Source organism: Pseudomonas sp. p21, from assembly GCF_001642705.1.
Lineage (GTDB): Bacteria > Pseudomonadota > Gammaproteobacteria > Pseudomonadales > Pseudomonadaceae > Aquipseudomonas.
Window position 1 is genome coordinate 970,987 of sequence record NZ_LWBV01000001.1, and the last position, 26,748, is coordinate 997,734.

At 64.1% G+C, this 26,748-nt stretch carries 30 protein-coding genes and 1 tRNA gene; 13 read left to right on the forward strand and 18 right to left on the reverse strand.

Annotated features, from left to right (window positions below; all coding sequences use genetic code 11):
* Positions 1-64: 64 nt before the first annotated feature.
* From A4C63_RS04480 to A4C63_RS04490, 3 genes are all read right to left on the reverse strand, one after another.
* Positions 65-625, reverse strand: coding sequence for a Smr/MutS family protein (locus tag A4C63_RS04480; RefSeq protein ID WP_063911661.1), 561 nt, complete (start codon positions 623-625; stop codon positions 65-67).
* Positions 626-787: 162 nt separating this feature from the next.
* Positions 788-1,108 carry a hypothetical protein gene (locus A4C63_RS04485; RefSeq protein WP_063911662.1) on the reverse strand — a complete coding sequence of 107 codons (321 nt, stop codon included), beginning with the start codon at positions 1,106-1,108 and terminating at the stop codon, positions 788-790.
* Positions 1,109-1,194: 86 nt separating this feature from the next.
* Positions 1,195-1,785, reverse strand: a complete 591-nt coding sequence (locus tag A4C63_RS04490; protein ID WP_063911663.1) for a cysteine hydrolase family protein — start codon at positions 1,783-1,785, stop codon at positions 1,195-1,197.
* A 180-nt stretch (positions 1,786-1,965) separates the two neighbouring features.
* Between A4C63_RS04490 and prmB the strand changes: the two genes are divergently transcribed.
* A complete protein-coding gene (gene prmB / locus A4C63_RS04495) occupies positions 1,966-2,874 on the forward strand; it encodes a 50S ribosomal protein L3 N(5)-glutamine methyltransferase (RefSeq protein WP_063911664.1) in 909 nt (302 codons plus the stop codon).
* Between the two features lie 109 nt (positions 2,875-2,983).
* Here the strand turns inward: prmB and A4C63_RS04500 are convergent, their stop codons facing one another.
* Together A4C63_RS04500 and A4C63_RS04505 are read right to left on the reverse strand one after the other, a co-directional pair.
* Positions 2,984-3,766, reverse strand: a complete 783-nt coding sequence (locus A4C63_RS04500) for a hypothetical protein (protein ID WP_063911665.1) — start codon at positions 3,764-3,766, stop codon at positions 2,984-2,986.
* 65 nt (positions 3,767-3,831) lie between these two features.
* Entirely contained in the window at positions 3,832-4,794 is a 963-nt protein-coding gene (locus A4C63_RS04505; protein WP_063911666.1) for an alpha/beta hydrolase, read from the reverse strand.
* A gap of 236 nt (positions 4,795-5,030) precedes the next feature.
* On the opposite strand from A4C63_RS04505, the gene aroC reads away from it, so the two are divergent.
* The 3 genes from aroC to A4C63_RS04520 all read left to right on the forward strand — a co-directional run bounded on the left by aroC (position 5,031) and on the right by A4C63_RS04520 (position 7,945).
* Positions 5,031-6,122 carry a chorismate synthase gene (gene aroC / locus A4C63_RS04510; protein WP_063911667.1) on the forward strand — a complete coding sequence of 364 codons (1,092 nt, stop codon included), beginning with the start codon at positions 5,031-5,033 and terminating at the stop codon, positions 6,120-6,122.
* A 132-nt stretch (positions 6,123-6,254) separates the two neighbouring features.
* The gene (locus A4C63_RS04515; protein WP_063911668.1) at positions 6,255-7,409 is read left to right on the forward strand and encodes an MFS transporter; all 1,155 of its coding nucleotides are present in this window, start codon (positions 6,255-6,257) and stop codon (positions 7,407-7,409) included.
* Positions 7,409-7,945: an oxidase gene (locus tag A4C63_RS04520; RefSeq protein ID WP_063911669.1), complete on the forward strand. Its 537-nt coding sequence runs from the start codon at positions 7,409-7,411 to the stop codon at positions 7,943-7,945. Before A4C63_RS04515 ends, A4C63_RS04520 begins: the two co-directional genes overlap by 1 nt.
* A 123-nt stretch (positions 7,946-8,068) precedes the next feature.
* Here A4C63_RS04520 and A4C63_RS04525 read toward each other — a convergent pair whose 3' ends face one another.
* Positions 8,069-8,341 carry a DUF3509 domain-containing protein gene (locus A4C63_RS04525; protein WP_063911670.1) on the reverse strand — a complete coding sequence of 91 codons (273 nt, stop codon included), beginning with the start codon at positions 8,339-8,341 and terminating at the stop codon, positions 8,069-8,071.
* Positions 8,342-8,603: 262 nt separating this feature from the next.
* On the opposite strand from A4C63_RS04525, the gene A4C63_RS04530 reads away from it, so the two are divergent.
* Both A4C63_RS04530 and A4C63_RS04535 read left to right on the forward strand, forming a co-directional pair.
* Positions 8,604-9,128 (forward strand): ankyrin repeat domain-containing protein, encoded by a 525-nt coding sequence (locus tag A4C63_RS04530; RefSeq protein ID WP_063911671.1) that lies wholly within the window; start codon positions 8,604-8,606, stop codon positions 9,126-9,128.
* Positions 9,129-9,188: 60 nt separating this feature from the next.
* Positions 9,189-9,719 carry a hypothetical protein gene (locus A4C63_RS04535; RefSeq protein ID WP_015269356.1) on the forward strand — a complete coding sequence of 177 codons (531 nt, stop codon included), beginning with the start codon at positions 9,189-9,191 and terminating at the stop codon, positions 9,717-9,719.
* Positions 9,720-9,843: 124 nt separating this feature from the next.
* Here the strand turns inward: A4C63_RS04535 and A4C63_RS04540 are convergent, their stop codons facing one another.
* The gene (locus tag A4C63_RS04540; RefSeq protein WP_063911672.1) at positions 9,844-10,782 is read right to left on the reverse strand and encodes a ZIP family metal transporter; all 939 of its coding nucleotides are present in this window, start codon (positions 10,780-10,782) and stop codon (positions 9,844-9,846) included.
* Between the two features lie 124 nt (positions 10,783-10,906).
* Here A4C63_RS04540 and A4C63_RS04545 point away from each other — a divergent pair, with 124 nt between their 5' ends.
* From A4C63_RS04545 to A4C63_RS04560, 4 genes are all read left to right on the forward strand, one after another.
* Positions 10,907-11,098, forward strand: a complete 192-nt coding sequence (locus A4C63_RS04545; RefSeq protein WP_012271091.1) for a PLDc N-terminal domain-containing protein — start codon at positions 10,907-10,909, stop codon at positions 11,096-11,098.
* Between the two features lie 179 nt (positions 11,099-11,277).
* Positions 11,278-13,353 (forward strand): LTA synthase family protein, encoded by a 2,076-nt coding sequence (locus tag A4C63_RS04550; protein ID WP_063911673.1) that lies wholly within the window; start codon positions 11,278-11,280, stop codon positions 13,351-13,353.
* A gap of 206 nt (positions 13,354-13,559) precedes the next feature.
* On the forward strand, positions 13,560-13,796 hold the full coding sequence (locus A4C63_RS04555) for a hypothetical protein (RefSeq protein ID WP_063911674.1): 237 nt from the start codon (positions 13,560-13,562) through the stop codon (positions 13,794-13,796).
* Positions 13,797-13,972: 176 nt separating this feature from the next.
* On the forward strand, positions 13,973-14,305 hold the full coding sequence (locus tag A4C63_RS04560) for a ribonuclease E inhibitor RraB (RefSeq protein WP_063911675.1): 333 nt from the start codon (positions 13,973-13,975) through the stop codon (positions 14,303-14,305).
* 115 nt (positions 14,306-14,420) lie between these two features.
* Here A4C63_RS04560 and A4C63_RS04565 read toward each other — a convergent pair whose 3' ends face one another.
* Both A4C63_RS04565 and A4C63_RS26225 read right to left on the reverse strand, forming a co-directional pair.
* Entirely contained in the window at positions 14,421-15,221 is an 801-nt protein-coding gene (locus A4C63_RS04565; protein ID WP_063911676.1) for a cytochrome c, read from the reverse strand.
* Between the two features lie 66 nt (positions 15,222-15,287).
* Positions 15,288-15,530, reverse strand: coding sequence for a hypothetical protein (locus tag A4C63_RS26225; protein ID WP_128637193.1), 243 nt, complete (start codon positions 15,528-15,530; stop codon positions 15,288-15,290).
* Positions 15,531-15,749: 219 nt separating this feature from the next.
* Between A4C63_RS26225 and A4C63_RS04570 the strand changes: the two genes are divergently transcribed.
* On the forward strand, positions 15,750-16,481 hold the full coding sequence (locus A4C63_RS04570; protein ID WP_063911677.1) for an amidotransferase: 732 nt from the start codon (positions 15,750-15,752) through the stop codon (positions 16,479-16,481).
* Positions 16,482-16,513: 32 nt separating this feature from the next.
* Here A4C63_RS04570 and A4C63_RS04575 read toward each other — a convergent pair whose 3' ends face one another.
* From A4C63_RS04575 to A4C63_RS04585, 3 genes are all read right to left on the reverse strand, one after another.
* Positions 16,514-17,485 carry a magnesium and cobalt transport protein CorA gene (locus tag A4C63_RS04575; RefSeq protein WP_063911678.1) on the reverse strand — a complete coding sequence of 324 codons (972 nt, stop codon included), beginning with the start codon at positions 17,483-17,485 and terminating at the stop codon, positions 16,514-16,516.
* Positions 17,486-17,662: 177 nt separating this feature from the next.
* A complete protein-coding gene (locus A4C63_RS04580; protein WP_063911679.1) occupies positions 17,663-18,382 on the reverse strand; it encodes a 1-acyl-sn-glycerol-3-phosphate acyltransferase in 720 nt (239 codons plus the stop codon).
* Between the two features lie 119 nt (positions 18,383-18,501).
* Positions 18,502-19,191 (reverse strand): crotonase/enoyl-CoA hydratase family protein, encoded by a 690-nt coding sequence (locus A4C63_RS04585; protein ID WP_015269365.1) that lies wholly within the window; start codon positions 19,189-19,191, stop codon positions 18,502-18,504.
* 197 nt (positions 19,192-19,388) lie between these two features.
* Here A4C63_RS04585 and A4C63_RS04590 point away from each other — a divergent pair.
* Positions 19,389-19,478: transfer RNA gene (locus A4C63_RS04590), tRNA-Ser, on the forward strand.
* Positions 19,479-19,635: 157 nt separating this feature from the next.
* Here the strand turns inward: A4C63_RS04590 and A4C63_RS04595 are convergent.
* From A4C63_RS04595 to A4C63_RS04610, 4 genes are all read right to left on the reverse strand, one after another.
* Entirely contained in the window at positions 19,636-21,768 is a 2,133-nt protein-coding gene (locus A4C63_RS04595; RefSeq protein WP_063911680.1) for a TonB-dependent siderophore receptor, read from the reverse strand.
* A gap of 198 nt (positions 21,769-21,966) precedes the next feature.
* Entirely contained in the window at positions 21,967-22,347 is a 381-nt protein-coding gene (locus A4C63_RS04600) for a hypothetical protein (protein WP_063911681.1), read from the reverse strand.
* Positions 22,348-22,567: 220 nt separating this feature from the next.
* Positions 22,568-23,755: an MFS transporter gene (locus tag A4C63_RS04605; protein ID WP_063911682.1), complete on the reverse strand. Its 1,188-nt coding sequence runs from the start codon at positions 23,753-23,755 to the stop codon at positions 22,568-22,570.
* A gap of 183 nt (positions 23,756-23,938) precedes the next feature.
* On the reverse strand, positions 23,939-24,688 hold the full coding sequence (locus tag A4C63_RS04610; protein ID WP_063911683.1) for a 3-oxoacyl-ACP reductase family protein: 750 nt from the start codon (positions 24,686-24,688) through the stop codon (positions 23,939-23,941).
* Positions 24,689-24,806: 118 nt separating this feature from the next.
* On the opposite strand from A4C63_RS04610, the gene A4C63_RS04615 reads away from it, so the two are divergent.
* Positions 24,807-25,745 carry a LysR family transcriptional regulator gene (locus A4C63_RS04615; protein ID WP_063911684.1) on the forward strand — a complete coding sequence of 313 codons (939 nt, stop codon included), beginning with the start codon at positions 24,807-24,809 and terminating at the stop codon, positions 25,743-25,745.
* Positions 25,746-25,869: 124 nt separating this feature from the next.
* Here A4C63_RS04615 and A4C63_RS04620 read toward each other — a convergent pair whose 3' ends face one another.
* Positions 25,870-26,340 (reverse strand): GreA/GreB family elongation factor, encoded by a 471-nt coding sequence (locus A4C63_RS04620; RefSeq protein ID WP_063911685.1) that lies wholly within the window; start codon positions 26,338-26,340, stop codon positions 25,870-25,872.
* 2 nt (positions 26,341-26,342) lie between these two features.
* Entirely contained in the window at positions 26,343-26,741 is a 399-nt protein-coding gene (locus A4C63_RS04625) for a hypothetical protein (protein ID WP_063911686.1), read from the reverse strand.
* Positions 26,742-26,748 lie beyond the last annotated feature (7 nt).

Below are 26,748 nucleotides of genomic sequence, written 5' to 3' on the forward strand. Positions count from 1 at the left end.
ACCTGTGGGAAAAAATCGCAAAAACGAAGGGTACGGCGGTGAGGGCGGCGCTGCAAGCGCGGCGTTACTCGTCGCGGCCTTCGAGCATGGTTCGCTTGAGCATCACATACACCGCGCCGGTGCCGCCGTGGCGGGCGTTGCACGAGGCAAAACCGAGCACCTGCGGGTGCTGGCGCAGCCAGGTGTTGACGTGGCTCTTGATCATCGGGCGCTTGCCGTCCAGGCGCGCGGCCTTGCCGTGGGTAACCCGCACGCAGCGCACTTCCAGCCTGGTGGCTTCGGCGATGAAGTCCCACAGGGTTTCGCGGGCCTTTTCCACGGTCATGCCGTGCAGGTCGAGGCTGCCCTCGAACGGGATCTGCCCCAGTTTCAGCTTGCGCAGCTGGCCTTCCTGCACGCCATCGCGGCGCCACAGTAACTCGTCTTCGGCGCCAACGTCGATGACGAACTGGTCGGACATGCCGTCGATCACCAGCGCCTTGTCACTGCGCACAGTCGCCGCCTGGCGCAGGCCGGCCAGCTGCTGGCGGTCGGCCTTGGGCTTGCCGACTTCGGCGCGGTCGTGCCTGATCGGTTTGACACCGCGCACTTCGGCCTTGAACAGGGAAAAATCGTCGTCTTGCATGATGCCTCCACGTGGGCGGCGTAGTTTACGCGACTGTGGGGGCTTGTGCAGCCTGTGCCGGCCTCTTCGCGGGCGCGCCCGCTCCTACAGGGATATCACAGGGCCGAAGGGCAGTGGGGTACCTGTGGGAGCTGGCTTGCCGGCGAGAGGGCCGGTACAGTTTCAGTCATGCTTCTTCATCAGGTGCGGCGACAGGTTCAATTCCCGCCCTCGGCGCAGGCGAATGCGGCTGCGCCGCCAGAAGCGCACGCCCAGCCACAGCAGCAGCAAGCCGGCCCCGGTGAGGATGCCGGCCAGCGGTTTGTTGGCATTGAGTTCCGCCAGGGCAGGGTAGTTGCCCAGCAGGCCGGCGACGCCGGCCATTGCCAGCAGCACGCCCAGGGTTGCCAGCAGGGCCGACAGGCCGGCCGCCAGGCGGGCGCCCCAGTTACGCGGTTCGCGCTGGCGAAGGCGCTTGGCGTCGAAACTGCCTTTGAGCTTCATTCCGCTCTCCTCTGTGGATATCCGGAATTCGACCTGGGGCCGCCCATCGGGTTCCGTCCGGCTGCCGGGCGGTTGTACCCAGCCGGTCAGATCAGGCTGGCGGTGGGGGCCACGCAAGCGAAGTTGTCGGCCATCACGGCCATTTCGCACTGGTGAATCTGCGCGGCCGGGATTACCCCATCCTTGAATGCCAGGTCGCGGGTTGCCGAAGCGTCTTCCACCAGGGTGCAGCGGTAACCATAGTCCTTGGCACGACGCACGGTGGTGCTGACGCTGGAATGGCTCATGAAGCCGCACACGATCAGATCCAGGTGGCCCAGTTCCTGGAGGGTCTCGTGCAGCTTGGTGTTCTTGAATGCGTTGGGCATGCGTTTTTCGATGACGATTTCGCCTTCCAGCGGCTCCAGCCCCGGAATGAACTGGCCGGCCGGACCTTGCGGGTCGAAGCGGCCACCGACAGTGCCCAGGTGGCGAACATGGATGATCGGACGGCCACTCTTGCGCGCGGCGTCGAGCAACCTGGCGATGTTGGCCACGGCCTCGTCCATGCCCGACAGCGCCAGGGGCCCGCTGAGGTACTCCTTTTGCGCATCGATGATGATCAGGCTGGCGTGGCTCAGCTTGGCCGGCGGATAGTCGCGGCCAGTGAGGCGGAACATCGTGGTTGGAACGGACATCAAGGGCTCCTTGGATAGGGCTTTTGTATACCTATTGTCCCCTGCCTTGGCGCCAATGGGAATGGTTGACAACGTAAGCGGCATGGTTACTGGCTTGTGGCTAGCCATTGGGTAATGCAAAGGAACAAATGTGCGAGTGGGGCTGTTAGACTTTTGTCCGGTCTGAATTAGGAGTACCCCGTGATCACATCCCGCCTGCGCACGCTGCGCGACTACATCCGCTGGGCGGTCAGCCGCTTTCACGAGCACGACCTGTTCTTCGGCCACGGTGCCGACAACGCCTGGGACGAGGCCCGCCTGCTGGTGCTGGGTGCGGTGCACCTGCCGTGGGAAGTGGCCGACAGTTACCTGGACTGCATGCTCGAGGACGACGAGCGGGTACGCCTGCAGCACTTGCTCAAGCGCCGTATCGAAGAGCGCGTGCCGGCCGCCTACCTGCTGGGCGAGGCCTGGTTCTGCGGCATGTCGTTCATCGTCGACGAGCGCGTGCTGGTGCCGCGTTCGCCGATTGGCGAACTGATCGAGAAACGCTTCGAACCGTGGCTGGCGAGCGAGCCGGCGCGCATTCTCGACCTGTGCACAGGTTCCGGCTGCATCGGCATCGTTGCCGCCGACGTGTTCCCCGAGGCCGAGGTGGTGCTGGCCGACCTGTCGTTCGAGGCGCTCGAAGTGGCCAACCAGAACATCGAACGCCACGGCCTGGACGGGCGCGTGTACACCGTGCAAGGCGATGGTTTTGGCGGATTGCCGGGGCAGCGTTTCGACCTGATCCTGTCCAACCCGCCGTATGTCGATGCCGAGGACTTCGACGACATGCCGGCCGAGTACCACCACGAGCCCGAGTTGGGCCTGGCCTGCGGCAACGATGGTCTGGACCTGGTGCGGCGCATGCTGGCCGAAGCGGCGGACCACCTGACCGACAAGGGCTTGCTGATTGTCGAGGTGGGTAACAGCCAGGTGCATGTCGAGGCGCTGTACCCCGAGGTGGACTTCGCCTGGCTGGAGTTCGAGCACGGCGGGCATGGGGTGTTCATGCTGACCGCCGAGCAGTGCCGCCAGCATCAGGAACTGTTCAAGGCCCGCGTCTGATTCCAGGGCCTCTTCGCGGGTAAACCCGCCCCTACAGGTATGGCGTTGCCCTCAGGTGCGACGCAATCCCTGTGGGAGCGGGTTTACCCGCGAAGCAGGCAACGCGGTGTCAGCGCGTGGCAATCCAGATCAGCAACCCCGCCTGGAACACTGCAAACGCCACCAGGCAGGTAATGGTAAAGCGCAACCCGCTGTCTTCACGCTGATACTTGGCCACTCGCTCATCGCGCTCACGCAGTTGCCCTTCCTTCTCCTGCAACTGCTGGTCGGCCTGCTGCAGCAGGTTGGCAGTATCCAGTATCTCCATTCGCTGCAAGCGCTCGCTGTTCCACGCGCCCTTGAGCTGGCCGACCGTCATTTCCACGGTACGGCCCTTCAGGTGCTGGCTGTCCTCGTACTCCACCTCGATACCCACCCCGCGCAGGCAGTGGTCACGGCGCAGGCGTGAGTCTTCGTTCAGCGCATCCTTGCTCGGCAGCGCCATGCCCTCGACCCGGTAGTGCGACCACTTGCGCTGCAGCCACTGCGCGGCCTGGGCCAGCAGGAAGCGGCCGATGCCACGGTTCAGCGGCTCCACTTGCAGGCCATGTTCATTGCCGATGCGCACCAGGCGTTCGGCATGGTCGACGCGGATGTCCAGGCGGTTCTGTTCCTTGTGCACCTTCTGGCCCGGCAATTTTATTTCCATGCGCAGCAGGCTGTGAGCCTTGTCGTGGCGCTCGGCATAGCCGAACTGCACAAAGCGCAGCGGCCGTGCGCCGGTGTTGCGGTCAGTGGGCAGGGCGGCCAGGCGCAGCAACTGGAAATGTTCGGCGGTCAGCTCGGCCCAAGGAAGGGCAGGGCTTTCCTGAGGTTCTTCGGCCGGCTCTGCGGCGACGGGGGTGGTTGTCATCGGGGCTTGTCCTCGGCAATGCCTGCTGTATCGGCAGGCGTGTCCGAGACCTGAGCCCGTTTACCTTACGCTGAAGGCAAATGCTGGATGAACGTCACAATCCGTTCACCCAGCTCCCGCGCCAGCGGCAGTTCGGGGTTGAGGTAGCTGTCGCGCTGCTGGCTCATCGCCTTGGGGCTGATGCGCAGCATGTGGTTCATGCCATCGATCAGCACCAGCTGCGCATCCGGCTTGGCCGCCTTCAGCCGTTCGGCGTCGATCACGCCCACCTGCACGTCGTTGCGCCCCTGCACGATCAGTGCAGGCATGGGCAGGCGGGCAAAGGCCGCCGCCGGGTTCTGCTGGAACAGCGAAATCAGGTAGGGCTGCACGCTGGGGCGGAACACCTGGCGCAGCGGCGCCGGCACCTCCAGGCTGGTCTGCCCGGCCTGCAGGCGGTCGAGCAGGGCGCTGCCACCGGCCAGTTGTGCCGGTGGCAGGCGCTGGGCCAGCTGTTCGCGCAGCACCTCGGCCAGCGGCCGGCCGCTGCCGGCCAGGGTGATCACCGCGCTGGCGCCGGCCTGCTCGGCGGCCAGGCTGGCGATCAGCGCGCCCTCGCTGTGGCCGATCAGGATCAGCGGGCCAAAGCGCGGGTCTGCCTTGAGCTTGTGGCTCCAGGCGACCACATCGGCCACGTAGCGCTCCACGCTGAGGTCACGCTCGTCGGGCGTGGCCGGCTGGCTGGCGGCCACCCCACGCTTGTCGTAGCGCACGCTGGCGATGTGCTCGTTGGCCAGCAGCAGGGCCAGGCGCTTGAGGTTGTCGACCCGGCCAGACGCCGGGTTGTTGCCGTCACGGTCGGTTGGGCCGGAGCCGGCGATGATCAGCACCACCGGTGGCGGGGTGGCCTGTTCCGGCAACAGCAGGCTGCCGTGCAGCACGCCCTGGCCGGTGTCGAGGTCGATCGGGCGTTGCAGCACGGTGGGGGCGGCGGCCTGGGCCAGGCCGGTGCACAGCAGGAAGAAGAGGGCGACGAGGCGCGACATCATGCGGTACTACATGGGGAGATAAGGGTTTGACCCAGTGTTTGCGGGAAGGTTCTCGGGCTGTGCATCGCAGGTTCTGCCTTTTCGCGGGCTTGCCCGCACCTACAGGTCTACCGCAGGCCTGAGTGCTGTGGGATGCCTGTGGGAGCGGGCGAGCCCGCGAAGAGGCCAGCACAGGCGATCAATCCATCTGTATACTGCCCCTTTCGTTCACTTCAGGCAGATCTCGCGGAGCGTCCATGTCCGGCAATACCTACGGCAAGCTGTTCACTGTCACCACCGCTGGCGAGAGCCATGGCCCGGCGTTGGTCGCCATTGTCGATGGATGCCCACCAGGCCTGGAAATTTCCCTCGCCGACCTGCAGCACGACCTCGACCGGCGCAAGCCCGGCACCAGCCGGCACACCACCCAGCGCCAGGAAGCCGATGAGGTGGAAATCCTCTCCGGTGTGTTCGAAGGCCGCACCACCGGCTGCTCGATCGGCCTGCTGATCCGCAACACCGACCAGAAGTCCAAGGACTACTCGGCGATCAAGGACCTGTTCCGCCCGGCTCACGCCGACTACACCTACCACCACAAGTACGGCATCCGCGACTACCGCGGCGGTGGCCGTAGCTCGGCCCGCGAAACCGCCATGCGCGTAGCTGCCGGTGCCATCGCCAAGAAGTATCTGGCCACCCAGGGCATCACCGTGCGCGGCTACATGAGCCAGCTGGGCCCGATCGAAATCCCGTTCCAGACCTGGGAGTCGGTGGAGCAGAACGCTTTCTTCAGCCCTGACCCGAGCAAGGTGCCGGAGCTGGAGGCCTACATGGACCAGCTGCGCCGTGACCAGGACTCGGTGGGCGCCAAGATCACCGTGGTCGCCGAAGGCGTGATGCCGGGCCTGGGCGAGCCGATCTTCGACCGCCTCGACGCCGAACTGGCCCACGCGCTGATGAGCATCAACGCGGTCAAGGGCGTGGAAATCGGCGCCGGCTTCGCCAGCGTGGCCCAGCGCGGCACCGAGCACCGTGACGAGCTGACCCCGGAAGGCTTCCTCAGCAACAACGCTGGCGGCATCCTCGGCGGTATTTCTTCGGGCCAGCCGATCGTTGCCCACCTGGCGCTGAAGCCGACCTCCAGCATCACCACCCCGGGCCGCTCCATCGACATCGACGGCAACCCGGTGGACGTCGTCACCAAAGGCCGCCACGACCCGTGCGTGGGCATCCGCGCCACGCCGATCGCCGAGGCGATGATGGCCATCGTGCTGATGGACCACCTGCTGCGCCATCGTGCGCAGAATGCCGATGTGAAAGTGAATACCCCGGTGCTGGGCCAGCTCTGATCCCCCAGTACCGGCCTCTTCGCGGGCGCGCCCGCTCCCACAGGTTCATCATGGCTTTCAGAATCTGTGGGGTCCCTGTGGGAGCGGGCGTGCCCGCGAAGAGGCCGGTACAGGTTTCCACAAGGCCATCCGATGCAACCCATCCCCTACTGGCGCCTGTCCAGCTTCTACCTGTTCTACTTCGCCCTGCTTGGTTCCACCGCCCCCTTCCTGGCGCTGTACTTCGACCACCTGGGCTTCTCCCCGGCGCGCATCGGCGAGCTGGTGGCCATCCCCATGCTCATGCGTTGCATCGCACCCAACCTGTGGGGCTGGCTGGGTGACCGCACCGGCCAGCGCCTGCTGATCGTGCGCCTGGGCGCGTTGTCGACGCTGGCCACTTTCGCCCTGATCTTCCTTGGCAAAAGCTACGCCTGGCTGGCGCTGGTCATGGCCCTGCATGCATTCTTCTGGCATGCGGTGCTGCCGCAGTTCGAGGTCATCACCCTGGCCCACCTGCACGGGCAAACCGCGCGCTACAGCCAGGTGCGCCTGTGGGGCTCGATCGGTTTCATCCTCACCGTGGTCGGCCTGGGCCGACTGTTCGAGTGGCTGAGCCTGGATATCTACCCGGTGGCGCTGGTCACGATCATGGCCGGCATCGTCGCCGCCAGCCTGTGGGTACCCAATGCCCAGCCGGTGGAGCAGGGCGAGCGCAGCGGCGCCGGCGGCTTCCTGCAGCAGCTGCGGGCGCCGGGGGTGATCGCGTTCTATGCCTGCGTGGCGCTGATGCAGCTCAGCCACGGGCCGTACTACACCTTCCTGACCCTGCACCTTGAACACCTGGGCTATGCCCGTGGTGCCATCGGCTTGCTGTGGGCACTGGGGGTGGTGGCCGAAGTACTGGTGTTCATGGCCATGAGCCGCATCTTCGCGCGCTTTTCCGTGCAGCGGGTGCTGCTGGCCAGCTTCGTGCTGGCGGCGCTGCGCTGGCTGTTGCTGGGTAACCTGGCCGGCGAGCCGGCGGTGCTGGTGTTCGCCCAGGTGCTGCACGCGGCCACCTTCGGCTGCTTCCATGCCGCCAGCATCGCTTTTGTCCAGGGCAGCTTCGGCGCCCGCCAGCAGGGCCAGGGCCAGGCGCTGTATGCGGCGCTGTCGGGCACCGGCGGTGCGTTGGGGGCGTTGTATTCAGGCTACAGCTGGAAACTGCTGGGGCCCACCTTCACCTTTGGTATGGCCAGTGCCGCAGCCTTGGCTGCAGCCGTTATCATTGCCCTTTGTTCGCAACCGACCAGGACCCGCCCCTGATGAGCATTCTCAGCGTTTTCCACCCCTCCAGCCCGGAACTGCCGAACAAGGTGCTGACCCATCACGACGACATCGCCGTCACCCTGGCCGAGCAGGGCGTGCACTTTACCCATGCCGAGCATGGCCTGCGGGTGCGCCCGGGCACGGCCCAGGACGAGGTGCTGGAGGCCTGCCGCGGGCTCTTGGACCAGTTGATGACGGCGCATGGCAGCAAGGCCTTCGTGTTGCTCAACCGTGATGGAGAGGCCCCGGCGCAGGTGGATGTGCGCGATGAGCATGTGCATGACGCCGACGAGGTGTTTGCCGTGGTCAGCGGGCGGGCGCAGGTTGGCCTGCGAGTGGGGGAGTGGGTGTATTCGGTGCTGTGCGAGAAGGGTGACCAGCTCGTGGTGCCGGCGGGGACCCGTCGCTGGGTTGAGCTGGGCGATGCGCCGTTTTGCCTGGCGTTGCGGCTGTATGGCAGCGAGCAGGGTATGCAACCGCGTTTTACCGGGGATGTGACGGCGCGGGCGTTCCTGGGCATCGACGAACTGTAATGGCTTTACCGGCCTCTTCGCGGGCTTGCCCGCTCCCACAGGGATATCGCCGGGCCTGAGGGCAGCGCATTGTCTGTGGGAGCGGGCAAGCCCGCGAAGAGGCCAGATCAGCCAACACAAAACTCAGCGATAAGTCGGCAAGGCAAACCGCTGCTGGCTCTGCAGCATCGAGATCACTGGCAATTCACTGGCCTGCTCGGCCAAATCCCGGCGAATCGCACTGATCGCCCAGGACAGCTGCTCGGCACTGTGCAGTTGCGCATAGGTCAGCACCCGGCGGGTTACCTTGCCATCAGCAGCGCGCAGGGTCAGCAGCACACCGCCGTCGGGTCGGGCCTGTGTATTCACCTGGTAGGCCGAAAATACCGAATCGAACTTTTCCTGGATGAGGTCCATATCAACTCCTGGCTGTTGCGTGGCAGTAAGTTGATCTCTGCAGTGACCATGCCAGGATTTGAATTTATAAAAACTCCTTAAAATCAATGACTTGAATGGTTTATGCAAAAGCGCCATCGTGCAACCTGCATGGTCGTGCATTTTGCATAGTGCATATTGCACGACCCGCTGGCCAGCTATCGGCCCGATAGAATCTGAACCTTTGACCCGGCAGCCTTGCCTGACAAAAACTTGGGCAACGATTTCTGCCAGGAGGTTCCAAATGTCCCGCCAACCCACGCCTGCCGCCATGACCGACGACGAAACCGCCGCCTTCGCCGAGCAGGTGTTCGAACGTGCCCGTCAGGGCGATGCCGAGATGCTCGGGCGCCTGCTTGTCAGCGGGCTGCCGGCCAACCTGCGCAACCACAAGGGCGACACCCTGCTGATGCTGGCCAGCTACCACGGCCACCACGACGCAGTGCGGGTGCTGCTGGCGCACGGCGCCGATCCACTGATTGCCAACGACAACGGCCAGTTGCCCATTGCCGGAGCCGCGTTCAAGGGGGACCTGGCCATGATCCGCCTGTTGCTGGAGCACGGCGTGCCGGTGGACGCCGCCGCGCAGGATGGCCGCACCGCACTGATGCTGGCGGCCATGTTCAACCGCAGCGAAATCCTCGACTACCTGCTGGCCCAGGGCGCCGACCCGGCCCGCCAGGATGCCCGCGGTGCCACTGCGCTGATGGCGGCGCAAACCATGGGTGCCGTGGATACCGCGGCACGCCTGCAAGCGCTGGCCGGCTAACCGCAAGGGGGCATTTGCGGCTATCCTTGGCGACTTTTCACCCGTCGCAGGCCCCCTTTCATGAAAACTCAGTTGCTCGAATTCATCAGCCTCATTGGCGCTGGCTGCATGCGCGAGGAGGACATCGAGCGCATCGCCGACGAGGCCGCACAGGCCTACGCCGACCCCGCCGCCTTCCTGGCTGCCAACCCCGACATCAACTACGACGACAGCTTCCCCATCCCGCTGGGCGAATGGGTGGTGCTGGGCAGCCTGCCGGACACCGTGGTGTTCCAGGCCGACAGCTACCAGGACCTGTTCCAGCAGATCAGCGATTCGTTCGACCAGAGCGTGCCCTTTACCCTAAAACCCAAGCAACTGGCCCGTACCGAGCCGCTGACCGCGCTCAATCGCATCCAGGTGCAGATGGGCGCACTGAATAAAGAGGCTGGTGGTTATGTGCTGCTCAACTTCAGCCAGTTGCTGGATGACGAGCTGCAGATGGTGATGGTGGGGCAGAACGACCTGGCGCGGGTACTGGAGCTGGGGGCAGAGGTGGGGATCAAGGTTGAGCCGGCCCTGGAAGCCCTGAAGGTCGCCGTACACATCTGATTTCAGCGTCTGCTTCTTCGCGGGCTTGCCCGCTCCCACAGGATAATCACTGGGCCTGAGGACAGTGGAGTACCTGTGGGAGCGGGCGAGCCCGCGAAGAGGCCGGCTCAGGCAACCTGAAACTTCAACCCAGCGCGGTATCGAGGAACATCATCACCGCAAACCCACCCATCAACCCCAGGGTCGCCGCCGTCTGGTGCCCATTACGGTGGGTTTCGGGAATCACCTCGTGGCTTACCACAAAGATCATCGCCCCCGCCGCCAGCCCCATGCTCACCGGGTAGGCCAAGGCAAAACCGGTCGAAATCCCCAGGCCGATCACCGCGCCCAGCGGCTCCATCAGCCCCGACCCGATCGCCACCAGCGCGGCCTTCAGGCTCGACAACCCGGTTGCGCGCAAGGCCAGGGCCACAGCCAGCCCCTCGGGGATGTCCTGGATGGCGATGGCGCTGGTCAGCGGCAGGCCGATGTTCATGTCGCCATTGGCAAAGCTCACGCCAATGGCCATGCCCTCAGGCAGGTTGTGCAGGGTAATCGCCAGCACGAACAACCACACCCGGCTGATGCGCTCGGCCTCTGGGCCGCACGGGCCGGTGCTTTCGTGTTCATGCGGGGTGAAGCGGTCCAGGCCCAGCATCAGCAACACACCCAGGCCCATGCCCAGCACCACGGTAAAGGCCGCGGCCGGGCCGTTACCGGTAATTTCGCGGGCGGCATCCAGGCCCGGCAGAATCAGCGAGAACGAACTGGCCGCCAGCATCATGCCGGCGGCAAAGCCCAGCATCACGTCCTGGGTGCGCGCCCTGACATCGCGCAGCACCACCGCCAGCACCGCGCCCAGCGCCGTGGCGCCAAAGCCGGACAACCCGCCCAGCATGGCCAGGTGCAGGTTGTCGGCGTGGTCGCCGTTCACCGCGTTCCACAGGCTGGCGGCCAGCAGTAGCACCACCGCCAGCAGGCTCAACCCCAGACCGGCGCTGAGCCAGGGGGTGTTCATGGCCTGCTGGCGCCAGGCGTTCAGCAGCGAGGGTGGGGTGGCGCTTTGGGTGTGGGCGGGTGGCATGTGAACCTCGAATCTGTGGATACTGGCAGTCTACTCAGGGACCTGCGCCAATCGCCAAGGATTCCCTTCTATTGCCTTGATAGCTGGCTATGCTGTGGCAAAGCCTCTGGACAGGAGTTTAGGCATGGGTTCGACGTTCAACAGCCTGGTCGGGCTGATCATCCTGGCGCTGGATATCTGGGCCATCCTCAATGTGATCAAGAGCGGCAGCGAAGTGGGCATCAAGGTGTTGTGGATCCTGTTGATCGCCTTGCTGCCGGTGGTGGGCCTGGTGATCTGGGCGATTGCCGGGCCGCGGGGGAATGTGCGGATCTGAATGCCTGTTACGGCCTCTTCGCGGGCGTGCCCGCGAAGAGGCCGTAACAGACAAAACCGGCAATACCCCCGTGACAAAATTTTCACATTGGTTTAAACAGAATCCGCACCCGCACAATGCTGCGTTGGTATACACCTGCGCCATCTCCGCAAACCCGCAATCCTAGGACCTTCCCATTCATGGCTAACCCGGACGCCTTGAAGCAACGGGGCGCGCGAGCGTCGTTCTCGCCCACCCTGAAATCCCACCTGGCCTACACGCTGCTTAGCGGCCTGGTGATCATGCTGATGCTCAGCCTCGTGCGCCTGGCGCTGCTGGTCTACAACAGCGACATGGTCGGCGATACCCCCAGCGCGACAGTCGCCGAAGGCTTCCTCAACGGCTTGCGCTTCGACCTGCGGGTGGTGGTGTACATCAGCATTCCGCTGCTGCTGGCCATCCTCAGTCCCTGGGCCATGGCCCGGCGTGGCCTGTTCCGTTTCTGGCTAACCATCACCTCAAGTGTGGTGATGTTCCTCGGCCTGATGGAAATGGACTTCTATCGCGAGTTTCACCAGCGCCTCAACGGCCTGGTGTTCCAGTACATCAAGGAAGACCCGAAAACCGTACTGAGCATGCTCTGGTACGGCTTCCCGGTGGTGCGCTACCTGCTGGCCTGGCTGTTCGGCACCTGGCTTCTGAGCCTGCTGTTCAAGGGCATCGATCGCATGACCCGTGGCAATGGGGCCGTTGAGGTCACCCTGCAGCGCCGTGTGGCGCCCTGGTACAACCGCCTGGCGGTGTTCATGGTGATCCTGCTGGTGGCCGTGGTCGCCGCCCGTGGCACCCTGCGCCAGGGCCCACCGATGCGTTGGGGTGATGCCTTCACCACCGATTCCAACTTCGTCAACCAGCTGGGCCTGAACGGCACCCTGACCCTGATCGATGCCGCCAAGAGCCGCTTCGGCGAGGACCGCGCCAACATCTGGAAGCCGGTGCTGGAGCAGGATGTGGCCACGCAGAGCGTGCGCGAGCAGCTGCTGACCGCCAACGACACCCTGGTCGATGCCGACGAGGCTGCCATCCGCCGTGACTTCGTGCCGCCGGCCGAGCGCACCCTGCCGATCAAGAACGTGGTGGTGATCCTGATGGAGAGCTTCGCCGGCCACTCGGTGGGCGCGCTGGGCAGCCCCAACAACATCACCCCGTACTTCGACAAGCTGGCCAAAGAGGGCCTGCTGTTCGACCGCTTCTTCTCCAATGGCACCCATACCCACCAGGGCATGTTCGCCACCATGGCCTGCTTCCCCAACCTGCCAGGCTTCGAATACCTGATGCAGACCCCGGAAGGCGGCCACAAGCTGTCCGGTCTGCCGGCCTTGCTCAGCGCCCGCGATTACGACGACGTGTACGTCTACAACGGCGACTTTGCCTGGGACAACCAGTCCGGGTTCTTCGGCAACCAGGGCATGACCACCTTCATTGGCCGTAACGACTTCGTCAACCCGGTGTTCTCCGACCCGACCTGGGGCGTGTCCGACCAGGACATGTTCGACCGTGGCGCCGAAGAGCTGGCCAAGCACGACGGCAAGAAGCCGATCTACGCGCTGCTGCAGACCCTGTCCAACCACACCCCGTACGCGCTGCCCAAGGACCTGCCGGTGGAACCGGTAACCGGCCAGGGCCGCCTGGACGAGCACCTGACTGCCATGCGCTATTCGGACTGGGCGCTGGGGCAGTTCTTCGAGAAGGCGCGCAAGGAGCCGTACTTCAAGGAAACCCTGTTCGTCATCGTTGGCGACCATGGCTTCGGCAACCACCAGCAGGTCACCGAGCTGGACCTGGGCCGTTTCAACGTGCCGCTGCTGCTGATTGCCCCGGGCATCCAGGAGAAGTTCGGGGCGGTCAACCACACCGTGGGTACCCAGGTCGATATCGTGCCGACCATCATGGGCCGCCTGGGTGGCCAGGCCCGTCACCAGTGCTGGGGCCGCGACCTGCTCAACCTGCCTGAGGGCGACCAGGGCGTGGGCATGATCAAGCCATCGGGCAGCGAGCAGATTGTCGGCCTGGTGCAGGGCGACCGCATCCTGATCGAGTCCAAGGACATGACCCCACGCATGTACCGCTACCAGCTGGGCAGCGAGTTCAAGGCCGAGCTGATCGAAAGCCCGGACCAGCCGCAGATGCTGAAGAAGCTGGAAGCGTATATCCAGACGGCGACCAAGAGCCTGCTGGATAACACGGCCGGTGTAGTGCACGGCACGCCGAAGTAAATCGGGGCCGTTTCACGGCCCATTCGCGGGCACGCCCGCTCCCACAGGTACAGCACAGGTTTCGAACCTTGTGGTGACCCTGTGGGAGCGGGCATGCCCGCGAATGGGCCCAACACAAATCCCTCAGACTGAACATTCTCCCCGCCTCAAGGTCACTTGTTCAGGCATCACACACCCGGTGTTCGTTGACTGAGAGGGTTCGTTCAATGAAAGAGTGGGAAGTCATCTTTGCCGACCAGAAAGGCGTACTCACCACCTTGACGCTGCATGGCGACCAGTGCCCCAGCGAGGAGGATGCCGCGCGGGCTATCCGTTCGCACCTGTTCCCGGTGATGGACGAGCTGGACCTCAACGACTTTCAGGACCGCGCCGTTTCCCCCACCGCACGCTGGCTCAAGGAACAGAGCGGCGTGACCATCACCAGCATCCACGAAACACCCTGAACCACACGTTTGCGTGGCGCCCTGGCAGGCACTACGCTGCATGAAGGTACCAGCCTATTCTGCGGGTTGGCACTGCATCCCTTCGCGTCTTGCATCAGCTCGAACTGCCCGGCCGCTGCCGGCAGGTGCGTAGTGCACGGAAAGTCTATCCATCGCATTATTCAGGAGGACGTTTCATGAGCAGCCAGAACGACGATATCAGCAGCAACGTCCTGCGCCAGATGAAAGCAGGCGGTTTCGACTTCACCCAGATCCACCCCATCGAGTTCTACGCCATATTCCCCGACGAAGCAGGGGCCCGCCGCGCGGCCGGGCAGTTTCGCGGTGAATCGCTGAATGCCCAGGTGAAGGAACTGGGCGACGGTGCCTGGCATCTGGAGCTGAGCAAGGTCATGTATGCCACCCATGGCGGGATTGGTGACTTCGAAGAGACCTTCGAGCAGCTGGTGACACCTTATGGTGGTGAGGTGGAAGGGTGGGGGGTCAAGCAGGAGCGGCCCATAGCCTGAGAGTCTTGTGTTGCCTTCTTCGCGGGCTTGCCCGCTCCCACAGGTATCTCACGGCATTCAAGCCTGTGGTGATCCTCTGGGAGCGGGCAAGCCCGCGAAGAAGCAAGCACAGCCCTCAAGGCCTACGCCCAGCCATATGTCCCAGATAAGCCAGCAATTCATCCAGCTCCGGTTCACTCAAAACACTCTCTGCAAACCCTGGCATCTTCGCCTGCGGCCACCGCCGCAAACTCTGCGGGTCCCGAATCAGCTTGCGCAGATACTCCGGCCGGAAGTACTCGGTCGGGTTATGCGGCACATTCAAGTCCGGCCCCACCTGCGCATCCCCCGCGCCGTTCAACCGGTGGCACGCCAGGCAGTTCTGCTGGAACAGGGCAAAACCCCGGCGCACCGCGCTGTCGGCCGGTAGCTTCGGGTCGGGCAGCAGTGCCGGAAGGCGCGCTTCGACAGAAGCCAGCTTGCGAATCGTGGAAATCTGGAACGGCCACTGCTCCGGGCGGATGCCGCTGGCCTGCGGCGCAGTCCACACCAGGTAGAACGGCCCTGCACTCGGTTTGCCCTGGCCCAGTGCCGGCCATGGTCTGCCCGGGTCCTCCACCGCCAGCCAGGCCTGTGCCGGCCCGTGCTGCAACAGTGGCGCGGCGGGCATTTCGGCGGCAAAACCGTCCAGCGCCACCGCCTGCAGGTGGTCGCTGGCGCTCACGCCTTCCAGTAGCATGGCCAGCGGCACAGCCCGATAGTGCATGGGCCGCTTGTAGGAAACGTCCTGGTCGATGCTGATGTCCCGGGCCTGCGGGTGGTCGAGCAGTTCGGCACTGTTCCACTGGCGCGTCGTGGCGCCCAGTTCAAGGTGCAGTTGCGCCGCCGACAGCGGCAGGCTCAGGAGCAACACTAACAGTGCAAGGCAGTGGCGCATGGGTAATCTCCGACCATCAAGGCCAGCAGATTACCTGTGCGTTGCCTGTTGGCGCCACAGCAGCAGTCAGCCAAACAAACGTGTCAGGTTCGGCAGGATCAGCAGCAAAGTCGTGGCGAAGAGAATGAGCCCAGCTTGGCGAATTTTCGATTGTCTGAACATGGCGGACCGCCTTCTTGTTGTTATTCCTGAATACCCGTTGGCTTCCCTGTCGCGCTTCGGGTCGATCGCAGTGGCGTTGCGTGACGCCTGAACTGCTTGCCTCTTGAAAGTGGATATACAACCAACAGTAGGGTGTGCGTCATCCATGTTTGAGAACCCTTTCTTCTAATGCTTTGGTCCGTTGATTTCGTTTGGCTATGAGGCCAAGTGCCAGCTGGCTGGCATGCTCTCGCTAGACGGTGGCGCAAGTGCCAGCAGGGCACCGACGAAATGTGACCGTTCGTCAGTGCGGCCTACTTGCTTGTACGTGCCTTTCGCGTCAGTCTCTACAGCAGATTCCCACCCATGTCGTTCAGGACTATCCCTATGTCGTTACGCATCTGCATCCTTGAAACCGATGTCCTGCGACCGGAGTTGACGGCGCAGTACCAGGGCTACGGCAGGATGTTCGAGCAGCTCTTCTCGCGTCAGCCGATCGCCGCCGAATTTCGTGTGTACAACGTGATGAACGGCGATTACCCCGCCGACGACGAAGTGTTCGATGCCTACCTGGTGACGGGTAGCAAGGCCGATTCGTTTGGTACCGACCCATGGATCCAGACCCTCAAGGCCTATCTGCTGAAGCTATACGAGCGTGGCGAGAAGCTGCTGGGGGTATGTTTCGGTCATCAGTTGCTGGCGTTGACCCTGGGTGGCAAGGCCGAACGTGCCGAGCAGGGTTGGGGCGTGGGTATCCACCGCTATTCGCTGGCGGCCCATGCGCCGTGGATGGACCCGGAGGTTTCGGAGCTGACCTTGCTGATCAGCCACCAGGACCAGGTGACCGAGCTGCCGGAAGGCGCCACGGTGATCGCCTCCAGCGATTTCTGCCCGAACGCGGCGTACCACATTCGTGACCAGGTGCTGTGCTTCCAGGGGCACCCGGAGTTCGTGCACGACTACTCCCGCGCGTTGCTCGATGCGCGCCAGGAGCATCTGGGTGATGAGGTGTACCACAAGGCCGTGGCCAGCCTGGCCACCGAGCACCAGGGCGACCTGGTGGGGGAGTGGATGTTGCGGTTTATCCAACAGCCGGTGAGCAAGCACGACGCGGCGTGAGGGCGCGGGGCCGCAGAGCGGCCCCGACAATCTCAAAGCCAGCCAGACTTCTTGAAGCTGGCATACAACCCCGAACACCCCATCGCAATCACCCCCAGCACCCCGAAATACCCATAGTGCCACCCCAGTTCCGGCATGTTCTGGAAGTTCATCCCGTAAACCCCGGCAATCGCCGTGGGGAACGCCAGGATCGCTGCCCAGGCCGCGAACTTGCGCTGCACGATGCTCTGCCGTGACGACTCCAGCAGCATGCCGATCTCGATGGTCTGGCTGGCGATGTCACGGATGCCGGCCAGGTCTTCCATCTGCCGCGTCACGTGGATCTGCACATCACGGAAGTACGGGCGCATGTTCTTGTCGATGAACGGGAAGCTCAGGCGCTGCAGTTCCTCGCTCACCTCGACCATCGGCGCCACGTAGCGCCGCAGGCGCAGGATGTCGCGGCGCAAGCTGTGCAGGCGGCGGATATCGTCTTCCTGCAGCGAGCCGCCAAGCACGCTTTGCTCCAGCTCTTCGATCTCGCCATGAATGGCCTCGCTGACCGGCTGGTAGTTCTCGGTGACGAAGTCGAGCAGGGCGTACAACACGAAGTCTTCGCCGTGCTCCAGCAGCAACGGCCGCGCTTCGCAGCGCTGGCGCACCAGGGCGTAGGACTTGGAGTGGCCGTTGCGGCAGGTGATGATGTAGCCGTTGCCGGCGAAGATGTGGGTTTCGATGAACTCCAGCTTGCCTTCGTGGCGCACCGGCGAGTAGGTGACGATGAACAGGGCATCGCCGAAGGTTTCCAGCTTGGGCCGGCTGTGCTTCTCCAGGGCGTCTTCGATGGCCAGTTCGTGCAGGTTGAACTGGCACTGCAGGTTGGCCAGTTCCTCGGCGTTGGGCTCTTCCAGGCCGATCCACACGAAGTGCCCCGGCTTGCGCGCCCATTCGCTGCCTTCATCGATGCTGATGTTGGTGACCTTTCTGCCGGCGCTGTACACCGCCGATGCCACGACTCGACCCATGGTTGTTCGCTTATTCCGGTTGGACACGGATTACAGCTTGGGCTGTAGTGGGCTCAAGAGCAACCTGCACTGGCCTCTTCGCGGGCTTGCCCGTTCCCACAGGTTCATCACCATCCTCGAGTCTTGTGATATCCCTGTGGGAGCGGGCAAGCCCGCGAAGAGGCCATAACCGGCAACCTAGCTCTTGGCCAGCTCCCCTTCCATGCGGTCGATGCACTGCTGCATCTGCCCCCGGCATTGCTCGATCAGCGCCGGCATGTCTTGCAGGGTCATGCCGGCCGTGGCGATCGGTGGCAGCGAGCGAACGATCACCGTACGCTGGCGCCAGCTGTTCAGGCTCAGGCGCCCTGCATAGCGGCTAACGCATACCGGCACGATTGGCACGCCAGCCTCGATGGCCATGTGAAAGGCGCCTTTCTTGAATGCCATCAGATGCTCGCCGGCATTGCGTGTGCCTTCGGGGAAAATCCAGATCGAGGTGTCGTCCTGCAGCACCCGGGTGGTCTTCTGCATGGCCTTGCGTGCCTGGTAGGCGTTCTTGCGGTCGACCAGTACATTGCCGCCCAGCCAGAACAGCTGGCCGAACAGCGGGATCCAGCCCAGGCTCTTCTTGCCGATGGCCACGGTGCGTTGCGGCACCACCTGGCCCAGCACGAACAGGTCGAAGTTGGACTGGTGGTTGGCGACGATCACGCAGCCGGGCGGCTGGTCCCACAGCGGGCCGACTTCGGCCTTGACCCTGATTCGCATCAGCCAGGTGGCCGGCAGGCTGTAGAGGCGGGCAAACACGCGGCTGTTGTCGGGGTTGAAAGGGCGGCACAGGCCAATGACCAGGCCGAGGGCGCCAACCACAAGGAAATGCAGCGCCAGCAGGAACATGCGCAGTGAATAAAGCATGGTACGACTCACACCAGACAGTCGCCGGGCAGTGTACGGATGTGCACTGGTTGGGGCAAACCCTGGTGTAAGCCTGTTCCGGCCTCTTCGCGGGTAAACCCGCGAAGAGGCCGCTCCGGCTAGCCCATATGCTGCTGGTCCAGCTCGATCGCCTTGTCCAAGGCTTCCAGCAACCCTTTGCGCACCTTCAGCTTGGTGTTCTTGTGCGCCAGCATGTTCAGCTTCTTCAGCTCTCGCGCCGCCGCCAGTGCCGCATCCTGCAACTGCTCGGCCGGCACCACCTTGTCGAGGAAGCCGGCATCCACCGCACCCTGCGGGTCAAATACCTCGGCATTGATCACCGAGCGGTGGAAGGCCGAGCGGCGCAGGCGGTCGCGGGCCAGTTCGATGCCGGCATGGTGCATGGTCATGCCGATCTGCACTTCGTTCAGGCACACCTTGTACGGCCCTTCGACACCAATGCGGTAGTCGCCCGACAGCAGCAGGAAGGCGCCCTTGGCCACGGCATTGCCCGGGCAGGCGACCACCACCGGGAACGGGTGCGACAGCAGGCGGCGGGCGAGGGTGGAGCCGGCGGTGACCAGGCTGATCGCCTCCTTGGGGCCACTGGTCATCACCTTGAGGTCGTAGCCACCAGACAGGATGCCTGGCTGCCCGGTGATGATCACTACCGCGCGTTCTTCGGTGGCGCGGTCGAGCGCGGCGTTGAAGGCGGCGATGACGTCTGGCGAGATGGCGTTGACCTTGCCGTTGTTCAGGGTCAGGGTGACGATGCCGTCTTCGGCGTGGTAGGTAATCAGCTCGCTCATGGCAGAGTCCTTTTGTTGGCGTGGCGACGACGTTACCCAGCGCCGGGGGCGAGGTAAAGCAGTAAGGCTGACCGGTCGGTCAGCGTACGCCGGGGCTCAAATGCAAATGCATGAAAAAATTGAAAAAATGCTTGCCAAAGGGAATGTCTTTCACTAAATTAGCGCACCTCGACAGGCTGCAAGGCTTGAAGAGAAACGGTGAAGTGTCCGAGTGGTCGAAGGAGCACGCCTGGAAAGTGTGTATACGAGAAATCGTATCAAGGGTTCAAATCCCTTCTTCACCGCCACATTCTACGAAGAGCCCCCGAGCTGAAAGGCCGGGGGCTTTTTGTTTTTGGGCCGCTTTGCGGCCCATTCGCAGCACAAGGCTGCTCCTACAGGGTCGCACCCATCCTGTAGGAGCAGCCTTGTGCTGCGAATGGGCTGCAAGGCAGCCCAAAAAACCTAGAAGCTGACCGAAGCCGAAAGCCGAGCCGTCCGCGGCGCTCCCTGGAACAGGTAGTTATCCCCCAGGTAATCCCCCACATCGCGCCAATAACGCTTGTCGAACACGTTATCCACAGTCAGCCGCAGCACCGTGTCATACCCCCCGATGCGCGTGCGGTAGCGGCTACCCACGTCGAACACCGTATACCCGCCAACCTCCACATTACCCGCCTGGCTCGCATACTTGCTGGCGCTGTAGCGCGCCCCGCCCAGCAGTGCCAGCCCCGGCACCGGCAGGGTGTATTCCGCCTGCAGCGCCGCCCGGAACCTGGGCACGTTGATCGCCTGGTGGCCTTCATAGGCATAGGTACCGCTGTTCTGCACCCGCGCCCGAATGGCCGCAGCGCTGGCCTGCACCTGCAGGTTCGAGGTCACCCAGCCGCTGGCGCCCAGCTCCAGGCCGGTGTTCTTTTGCTGGCCTTGCTGCACGTAGGTGAATTTACCGGCGCCGTCCGGGCGGGCGTATTGGTATGCCTGGCGGATCTGGAACAGTGCGGCGCTGAAGCTCAGCCCTTGCCAGTCGTGCTTGAGGCCAAGTTCCAGCTGGTGCGAGGTCGTTGGCGCGAGGATTTCGAATCTGTTCTCGGCGAACCAGGGGGCGGTACCGCCTGCTGACAGGCCCTTGGAGTAGCTGGCGTATACCGTGGTATCCGGCTGCGGCTTGTAGATAAGCGCAGCGTTAGGCAGCAACTCATACTGCCGGGTATGGCGGCCGGCAACGCCGTCCTCATTCCAGGTTTGCTCGTCCAGGCGTACTTCACGGGCACCCAGTACGGTCTGCCATTGCTCGTTGAAGCTGATGCGGTCGCTCACGAACAGCCCGTACTGGCGGCTGTCCAGGCGACGTTCGCTAGACCTGATGGGCTTGTCGGATGGATCAAAGGCCGGCGCGCCGGTGTGGATGTTGCCTGTACCTACCCATTCCATGTAGCTGGGGCGCTGGTCCAGCGTGCGCCGCTGCGCATTGGTGCCCACGGTTAGCTCATGCCCTACGCCCAGCGCATCGAAACGCCCATTGAGCATGGCCTGCGCCTCGTCGGTGCGGCGGGTGTCGTCGGGGCTGCGGAAGTCGTAGATGTCGTAGTCGCCATTGTTGCCGAAGAACGCGCCTTCGCTCGAGCCCCAGGCAAACGAGCTGTAGTCATCGATCACTACCTGGCTGCGCGAGGCACTCAAGGTCCCGCTCCAGGCCTCGTTGAAACGGTACTCGAAGCGCCCGCCCAGGTTCAGCGAATCGTTCTGCACCGGCTTGGCCCAGTGCTGGTAGGCCAGGCGGTCGTCCGGGTCGATGCCGTGGGGCACTTCGCTGCCACCGAGCAACTGGTAACCGGGTACCGAGCGCTGTTCGCGGTGCTGGTATTCGGCATCCAGTTGCAGGGTGGCATCCGGGTTGATCTGCCAGTCGAAGGCCAGCGAGGCGAAGTCGCGCTGGCCATCGGCATGGTCGACATAGGAGCGGATGTCTTCATGGGCCAGGTTGGCGCGTAGGCCGAACTGCCGCTCGCTGCCGAACCAGCCGCCCAGGTCGGTGGCCAGGTAGCGTTCGCCCTGTTCGTTGGTCGAAACCGTGATACTGCGCACGTCTTCGGCGCGCTTGGTCACGTAGTTGACCAGGCCGCCCGGCTCCGACACGCCGCTCTGCAGCCCGGACAGGCCCTTGAGCAGCTCCACCTGCTGCTTGTTCTCCAGGGCTACGTTCTGCTCGCCGGCGATGGTCTGGCCATTGATACGGTAGCTGTTGGCGGCATTCAGCTCGAAGCCGCGCACGTTGAAGTTTTCGTAGTAACCGATGGGGGCATAGCTGTCGCCCACCGAGGCGTCGCTTTGCAGCACCTCGCTGAGCTTGCGCACCTGGCGGTCTTCCAGCAGTTGTTGGCTGAACACGCTGACCGAAGCCGGGGTGTCGAGCAAGGGGGCGGACTGGAAGCCACCTACTGCTGCCTGGCGTGCCTGGTAGCCGTCGTTGGCGTAGGTATCGGACACCTGCAGCGGGGCCAGTAACACGCTGTCTTCGGCAAGCACATGGGGGCAATGCAGGGCCAGGCCCAGGCTGAGCAGGCTCAGGGGCAGGCGAGGGTGACGCGGGGGCATGCGGTGGGGCTCCTGGAGGCGCGACACCTGTGCCGGTCTCTTCGCGGGTAAACCCGCTCCCACAGGGATATCACTGCACCTGAGGATAGTGATTTTCCTGTGGGAGCGGGTTTACCCGCGAAGAGGCCGGCACAGGCCATGAAAAAGGCGGCATCTTACAGCCGCCTTCAACATAAAACGATCCAGGCCCGGTGATATTCAATCTTGGTTGGCCGGCCGCTTGTGCTGTCGCCAGTTATCATCGATTTTCGACCAGGTCTTGCCATCGGTAATGGCCATGAGCTTGCGCCCGTCCTTGAAGGTAGCCAGGAACGTGGCTTGTTCTTCCTTGCCACCCAGCCACAGCCCGGCCAGCAACCCCACCGGCCCGGCCACCAGGGCCCCGGCCACGCCCCAGCCCAGGGCACTGCCCAGGCTACGGCTGGATTCCAGGCTGGCCAGCCGCAGGTCGCTGATGCGTGCCAGGGAAATCCGCTCGCCCGGGGAGGGGCTGCGCGGGGTCTTGAGTGTGAGCGATCCGTTGCGATACTCGCCTTCACCTTGCAAGAAATCGCCGGATTGCACCGTGAGTCTTGTCATAACGTCGTCCTGTCAGGGAAAGGGCATTGACCAGCGCCTACTGAGCGCTGCCCGGGCGGGCAAGTCAACGGCCATGCGACGGAGGGTCGTGCGGTGCATTGTCGCCATGGTTAATGGCCTCTTCGCGGGCACGCCCGCTCCCACAGGTACATCACATGCTACATGCCAGTGACAAACCTGTGGGAGCGGGCGTGCCCGCGAACAATCCAACAAAAATTTTTCAGGCCGCTTGCAAAGCGTTCCTGCGCTTGCGCTCCGCCAACCCCCACGCCAGCAACGCCAGCCCGCCAATCACCAACCCGGCCACCACAATCCCCATCCAGCCCTGGCGCTGGAACAACTGCGTGCCCAGCAATGACCCTAATGCCCCGCCAATGAAGTAGCAGGTGATATACCCGGCATTCAGCCGCGTGCGCGCCTCGGGCCGCAGGGCAATCACCGCATTCTGGTTGCTCACGTGCACCAGCTGCACCGCCAGGTCGAGCATCAGCACGCCCAGCAGCAAGGCCGGCAAGGACTGCTCGGCATAGCCCAGCGGGACCCATGACAGCAGCAATACCACCAGCCCCACGGTGGTACCCAGCGAGCCCTTGCCACGGTCGGCCAGGCGCCCGGCCCAGTTGGCCGACAGCGCACCCGCCGCACCGGCCAGGCCGAACAGGCCTATCACTGCGTCCGAATAGTGGTACGGGCCTTTCGCCAGCAGGAACGCCAGTGGCGTCCAGAACAGGGCGAACAGGCTGAACGCCAGCAGGCCGAGTAGCGAGCGCAGGCGCAGCACCGGTTCTTCGAAGAACAGGCGGAACACCGAGCCGATCAGCGCCGGGTATTTCAGCCCGGCATGGCTGTGGTGTTGCGGCAGGCTGCGGTGCAGCGCCACGGCGGTGATGGCCATCAGCACCGCGGCCAGCACGTAGATGCTGCGCCAGCCACCGAGCTCGGCCATGAAGCCGGCGGCGGTACGCGCCAGCAGGATGCCCAGCAGCAGGCCGCTCATCAGCGTGCCGACCGCGCGCCCGCGCTGGTGTGGCTCGCTGAGGCTCGCGGCCATGGGCACGAGGATTTGCGCCACTACCGAGAACAGCCCGGTCAGCGCCGTGCCAAGGATCAGCCAGGGCAGGCTCGGTGCGCAGGCACTGATGACCAGGCCCAGGGTGGAAATGGCGGTCATTACGGTGATCAGCCGGCGTTGCTCGAACAGGTCGCCCAGCGGCGCCAGCAGCAACAGGCCGGCGCCATAGCTGAGCTGCGCGGCAATGACGATGCTGCCGGCACTGGCGGTGCTCAGGCCGAACTGCTGGGCAATGCTGTGCAGCAGCGGTTGCGCGTAATAGTTACTGGCTACGGCCAGGCCGGTGGCGGTGGCCATCAGCAGGATCAGGGCACGGCTGAGCGTGGGGGTGTTCATGCAGTTCTCGTGGCGGGCAGGAGTAAAGGGGGGATTATCGGAAAGTGTCGGGCACTACATCAATGCATTGTGTGGCAGAGCCTGTGCCGGCCTATTCGCGGGCATGCCCGCTCCCACAGGGATCGCGCAGTACCTGTGGGAGCGGGCGCGCCCGCGAAGAGGCCGGAACAGGCAACCCTTCAATCAGGCAGCAAACCCGCCATCGACCGTCAGGCTGGCCCCAGTGACATACCCCGCCTCAGGCCCCGCCAGGTAAGCCACGAAGCTGGCAATCTCATCCGCCTCGCCATACCGCCCGATCGCCATCAGCGGGATCAGGCTGTCAGCGAACTCGCCGCTGGCCGGGTTCATGTCGGTGTCCACCGGCCCTGGCTGCACGTTGTTCACGGTAATGCCTTTCGGCCCCAGGTCGCGGGCCATGCCGCGGGTCAGGCCGACCAGCGCCGACTTGCTCATGGCATAGGGGGCGCCACCGGCAAACGGCATGCGCTCGGCGTTGGTGCTGCCAATGTTGATGATGCGCCCGCCTTGGCCCATGTAGCGGGCCGCGGCCTGGCTGGCGACGAATACGCTGCGCACGTTCACCGCCAGCATGTGGTCGAAGTCGGCCAGGTCGAATTCGGTCACCGGCGCTACCGCCAGCACACCGGCGTTGTTTACCAGGATATCCAGCCGGCCGAAGGCCTTCACGGTGTCATCCACAGCCAGTTGTACGGCTGCTGCGTCGGCACTGTCGGCCCGCAGGGCCAGGGCCTTGCCACCGTTGTCGGTAATTTCCTGAACCAGCGCCTGCGCCGGGCCGGCGGAGCTGACATAGGTGAAGGCCACCTGTGCGCCTTCGCGGGCCAGGCGTCGCACGATGGCTGCACCGATGCCGCGGGAACCGCCCTGTACCAGGGCGACTTTGCCTTCGAGGGTGTGTTGTTTGGACATGCTGATCTCCTGCTGGAAGCCAGGCCGGAATGCCTTGGATGGGCGCAGTATCGGCGCTTGATTACCTGCTGATAAGATGGCAATCACTATCATCAGAGTAAACCTTTGGTTGCCAATCATGGCCATGGAATCGTTCAACGCGTTGGAATGCTTCATCCGCAGTGCCGAAGTCGGCAGCTTTGCCGAGGCCGCCAGGCGCCTCAGCATTACCCCGGCTGCCGTGGGCAAGCATGTTGCCCAGCTGGAAGCACGCCTGGGGGTGCGGTTGTTCCAGCGTAGTACCCGCAAGCTGACCCTGACCGAAGCGGGGCAGCGATTTCTGGGAGAGGTCAGTGACAGCTTCCGCACCATCCAGTACGCCGTGGCTAACCTGGCCAGCAGCGAAGGCCAGCCGGCCGGGTTGTTGCGGGTGAGCATGGGCACGGTATTCGGGCGCTTGTATGTTTTGCCCTTGCTGGGTGAGTTCCTGCGTCGCTACCCGGCCATTACCCCGGACTGGCATTTCGACAACCGTCAGGTCGACCTGATCGGCCAGGGCTTCGATGCGGCGATTGGCGGTGGCTTCGAACTGCCGCCAGGGGTGGTGGCGCGCAAGCTGACCCCGGCGCACCGGGTGCTGGTGGCGGCGCCGGCGTACCTGGGTCGACACGCGCCGATTGACGACCCGCAGGTATTGCAACGGCATGACGGTATCCTGATCCGCTCGCCGCAGACCGGGCGGGTGCGTTCATGGCCGTTGACCAGCCGCTGGCAGGTGCAGCAGCCATTGCAGTTGCGCCAGGCGATGACCATGAGCGATTCGGATGCGGCTTGCGCGGTGGCCGAGCAGGGCTTGGGGATTGCCTTGGTGAGCCTGCCGTTTGCCGTGCCGTACCTGGAGGGCGGGCGGCTGCGGCGGGTGCTGCCGGACTGGTATGTGGACGATGGGCATATCAGCCTGTATTTCGCCGAGCACAAGCTGCTGCCGGGCAAGACCCGGGCGTTTATCGACTTTGTGGTGGAGCAGTTTGCCGAGCAGGGGTTGGCGCGGCGGTTCGATGCCTTGGAGTCCGTGTAGGAGCAGCCTTGTGCTGCGAAGAGGCCGGTAAGGCAACAGATCTTCTGTGTTGCTCATGGCCCCTTCGCAGCACAAGGCTGCTCCTACAAGGGGTATCACTGGCCTGAGGAGCGAAGAGGCCGGTTCAGACAATATCGACGATGACCAATGCCTGTGCCCCCAGGCTTACCTCATCATCAACCTTCTTGCCGACCAGTTGTTGCCCCAGCGGCGAGCGCGGGGTAATCACCGTCACCAGCCCATCCCCCTCGCCAATCTTCAACCCCGCTGCCTCGGGCCCGAGGAACAGCCGGCGTTGCCCGCCATTTTCATCCTCCAGCGTCACCAGGTTGCTCACCTGTACCCCGCGTGCCGGGTCATAATCGCGCAGCAGCAGTTGCTGGTAGGTCAGCAGCGCCATGCGGATCTCGGCGCTGCGGCGGGCTTGGCCGGTGGCCAGGTACGAGGCTTCCAGGCCAAGGGTGTCGTACTTGTTCTCGGCTATGTTCTCTTCGGCTGTGGCGGCTTCGTAGGCGGTTTGCGCCGCGCGGGTCAGCACATCCAGGTCATGCTCGAGGGTGGCGACGATTTGCGCCAGCAGGTGGGGCTTGTCCATGGTCAGTAACAGAACTCCAGTACGTTGGCCTGGCTTTTGTCAGTGGGCGCCGTGCGGTTCTGCTGCAGCCAGAACTGGCACTTGGGGCTGTTGAGGTTGCGCGGGTTGCCCTGGGCGGCCTCGGTGGCCTGTTGCAGTTCCTGCTTGTGCAGGATGTCCTTGTAGCGTTCGAACATCTCCGCCTGGGCATCCGCCACAGGGGCTGGCGCTGGCGACGTGGCAGGCCGGTACGCGCTGGGGGCCACGGCCTGGGCCAGTGGCTGTACCTGCTGTGGCCACAGTTGCAGGGCCAGCCACAGGCTGGCGGCGATGGCCACGGCGCCCAGCCACAGGCCAAAGGCAATGCACAGGATCAACGGCAACGGCTTGAGGGTGATCTTCAGTTCACGGTGGCGCGGCATGGCTGCC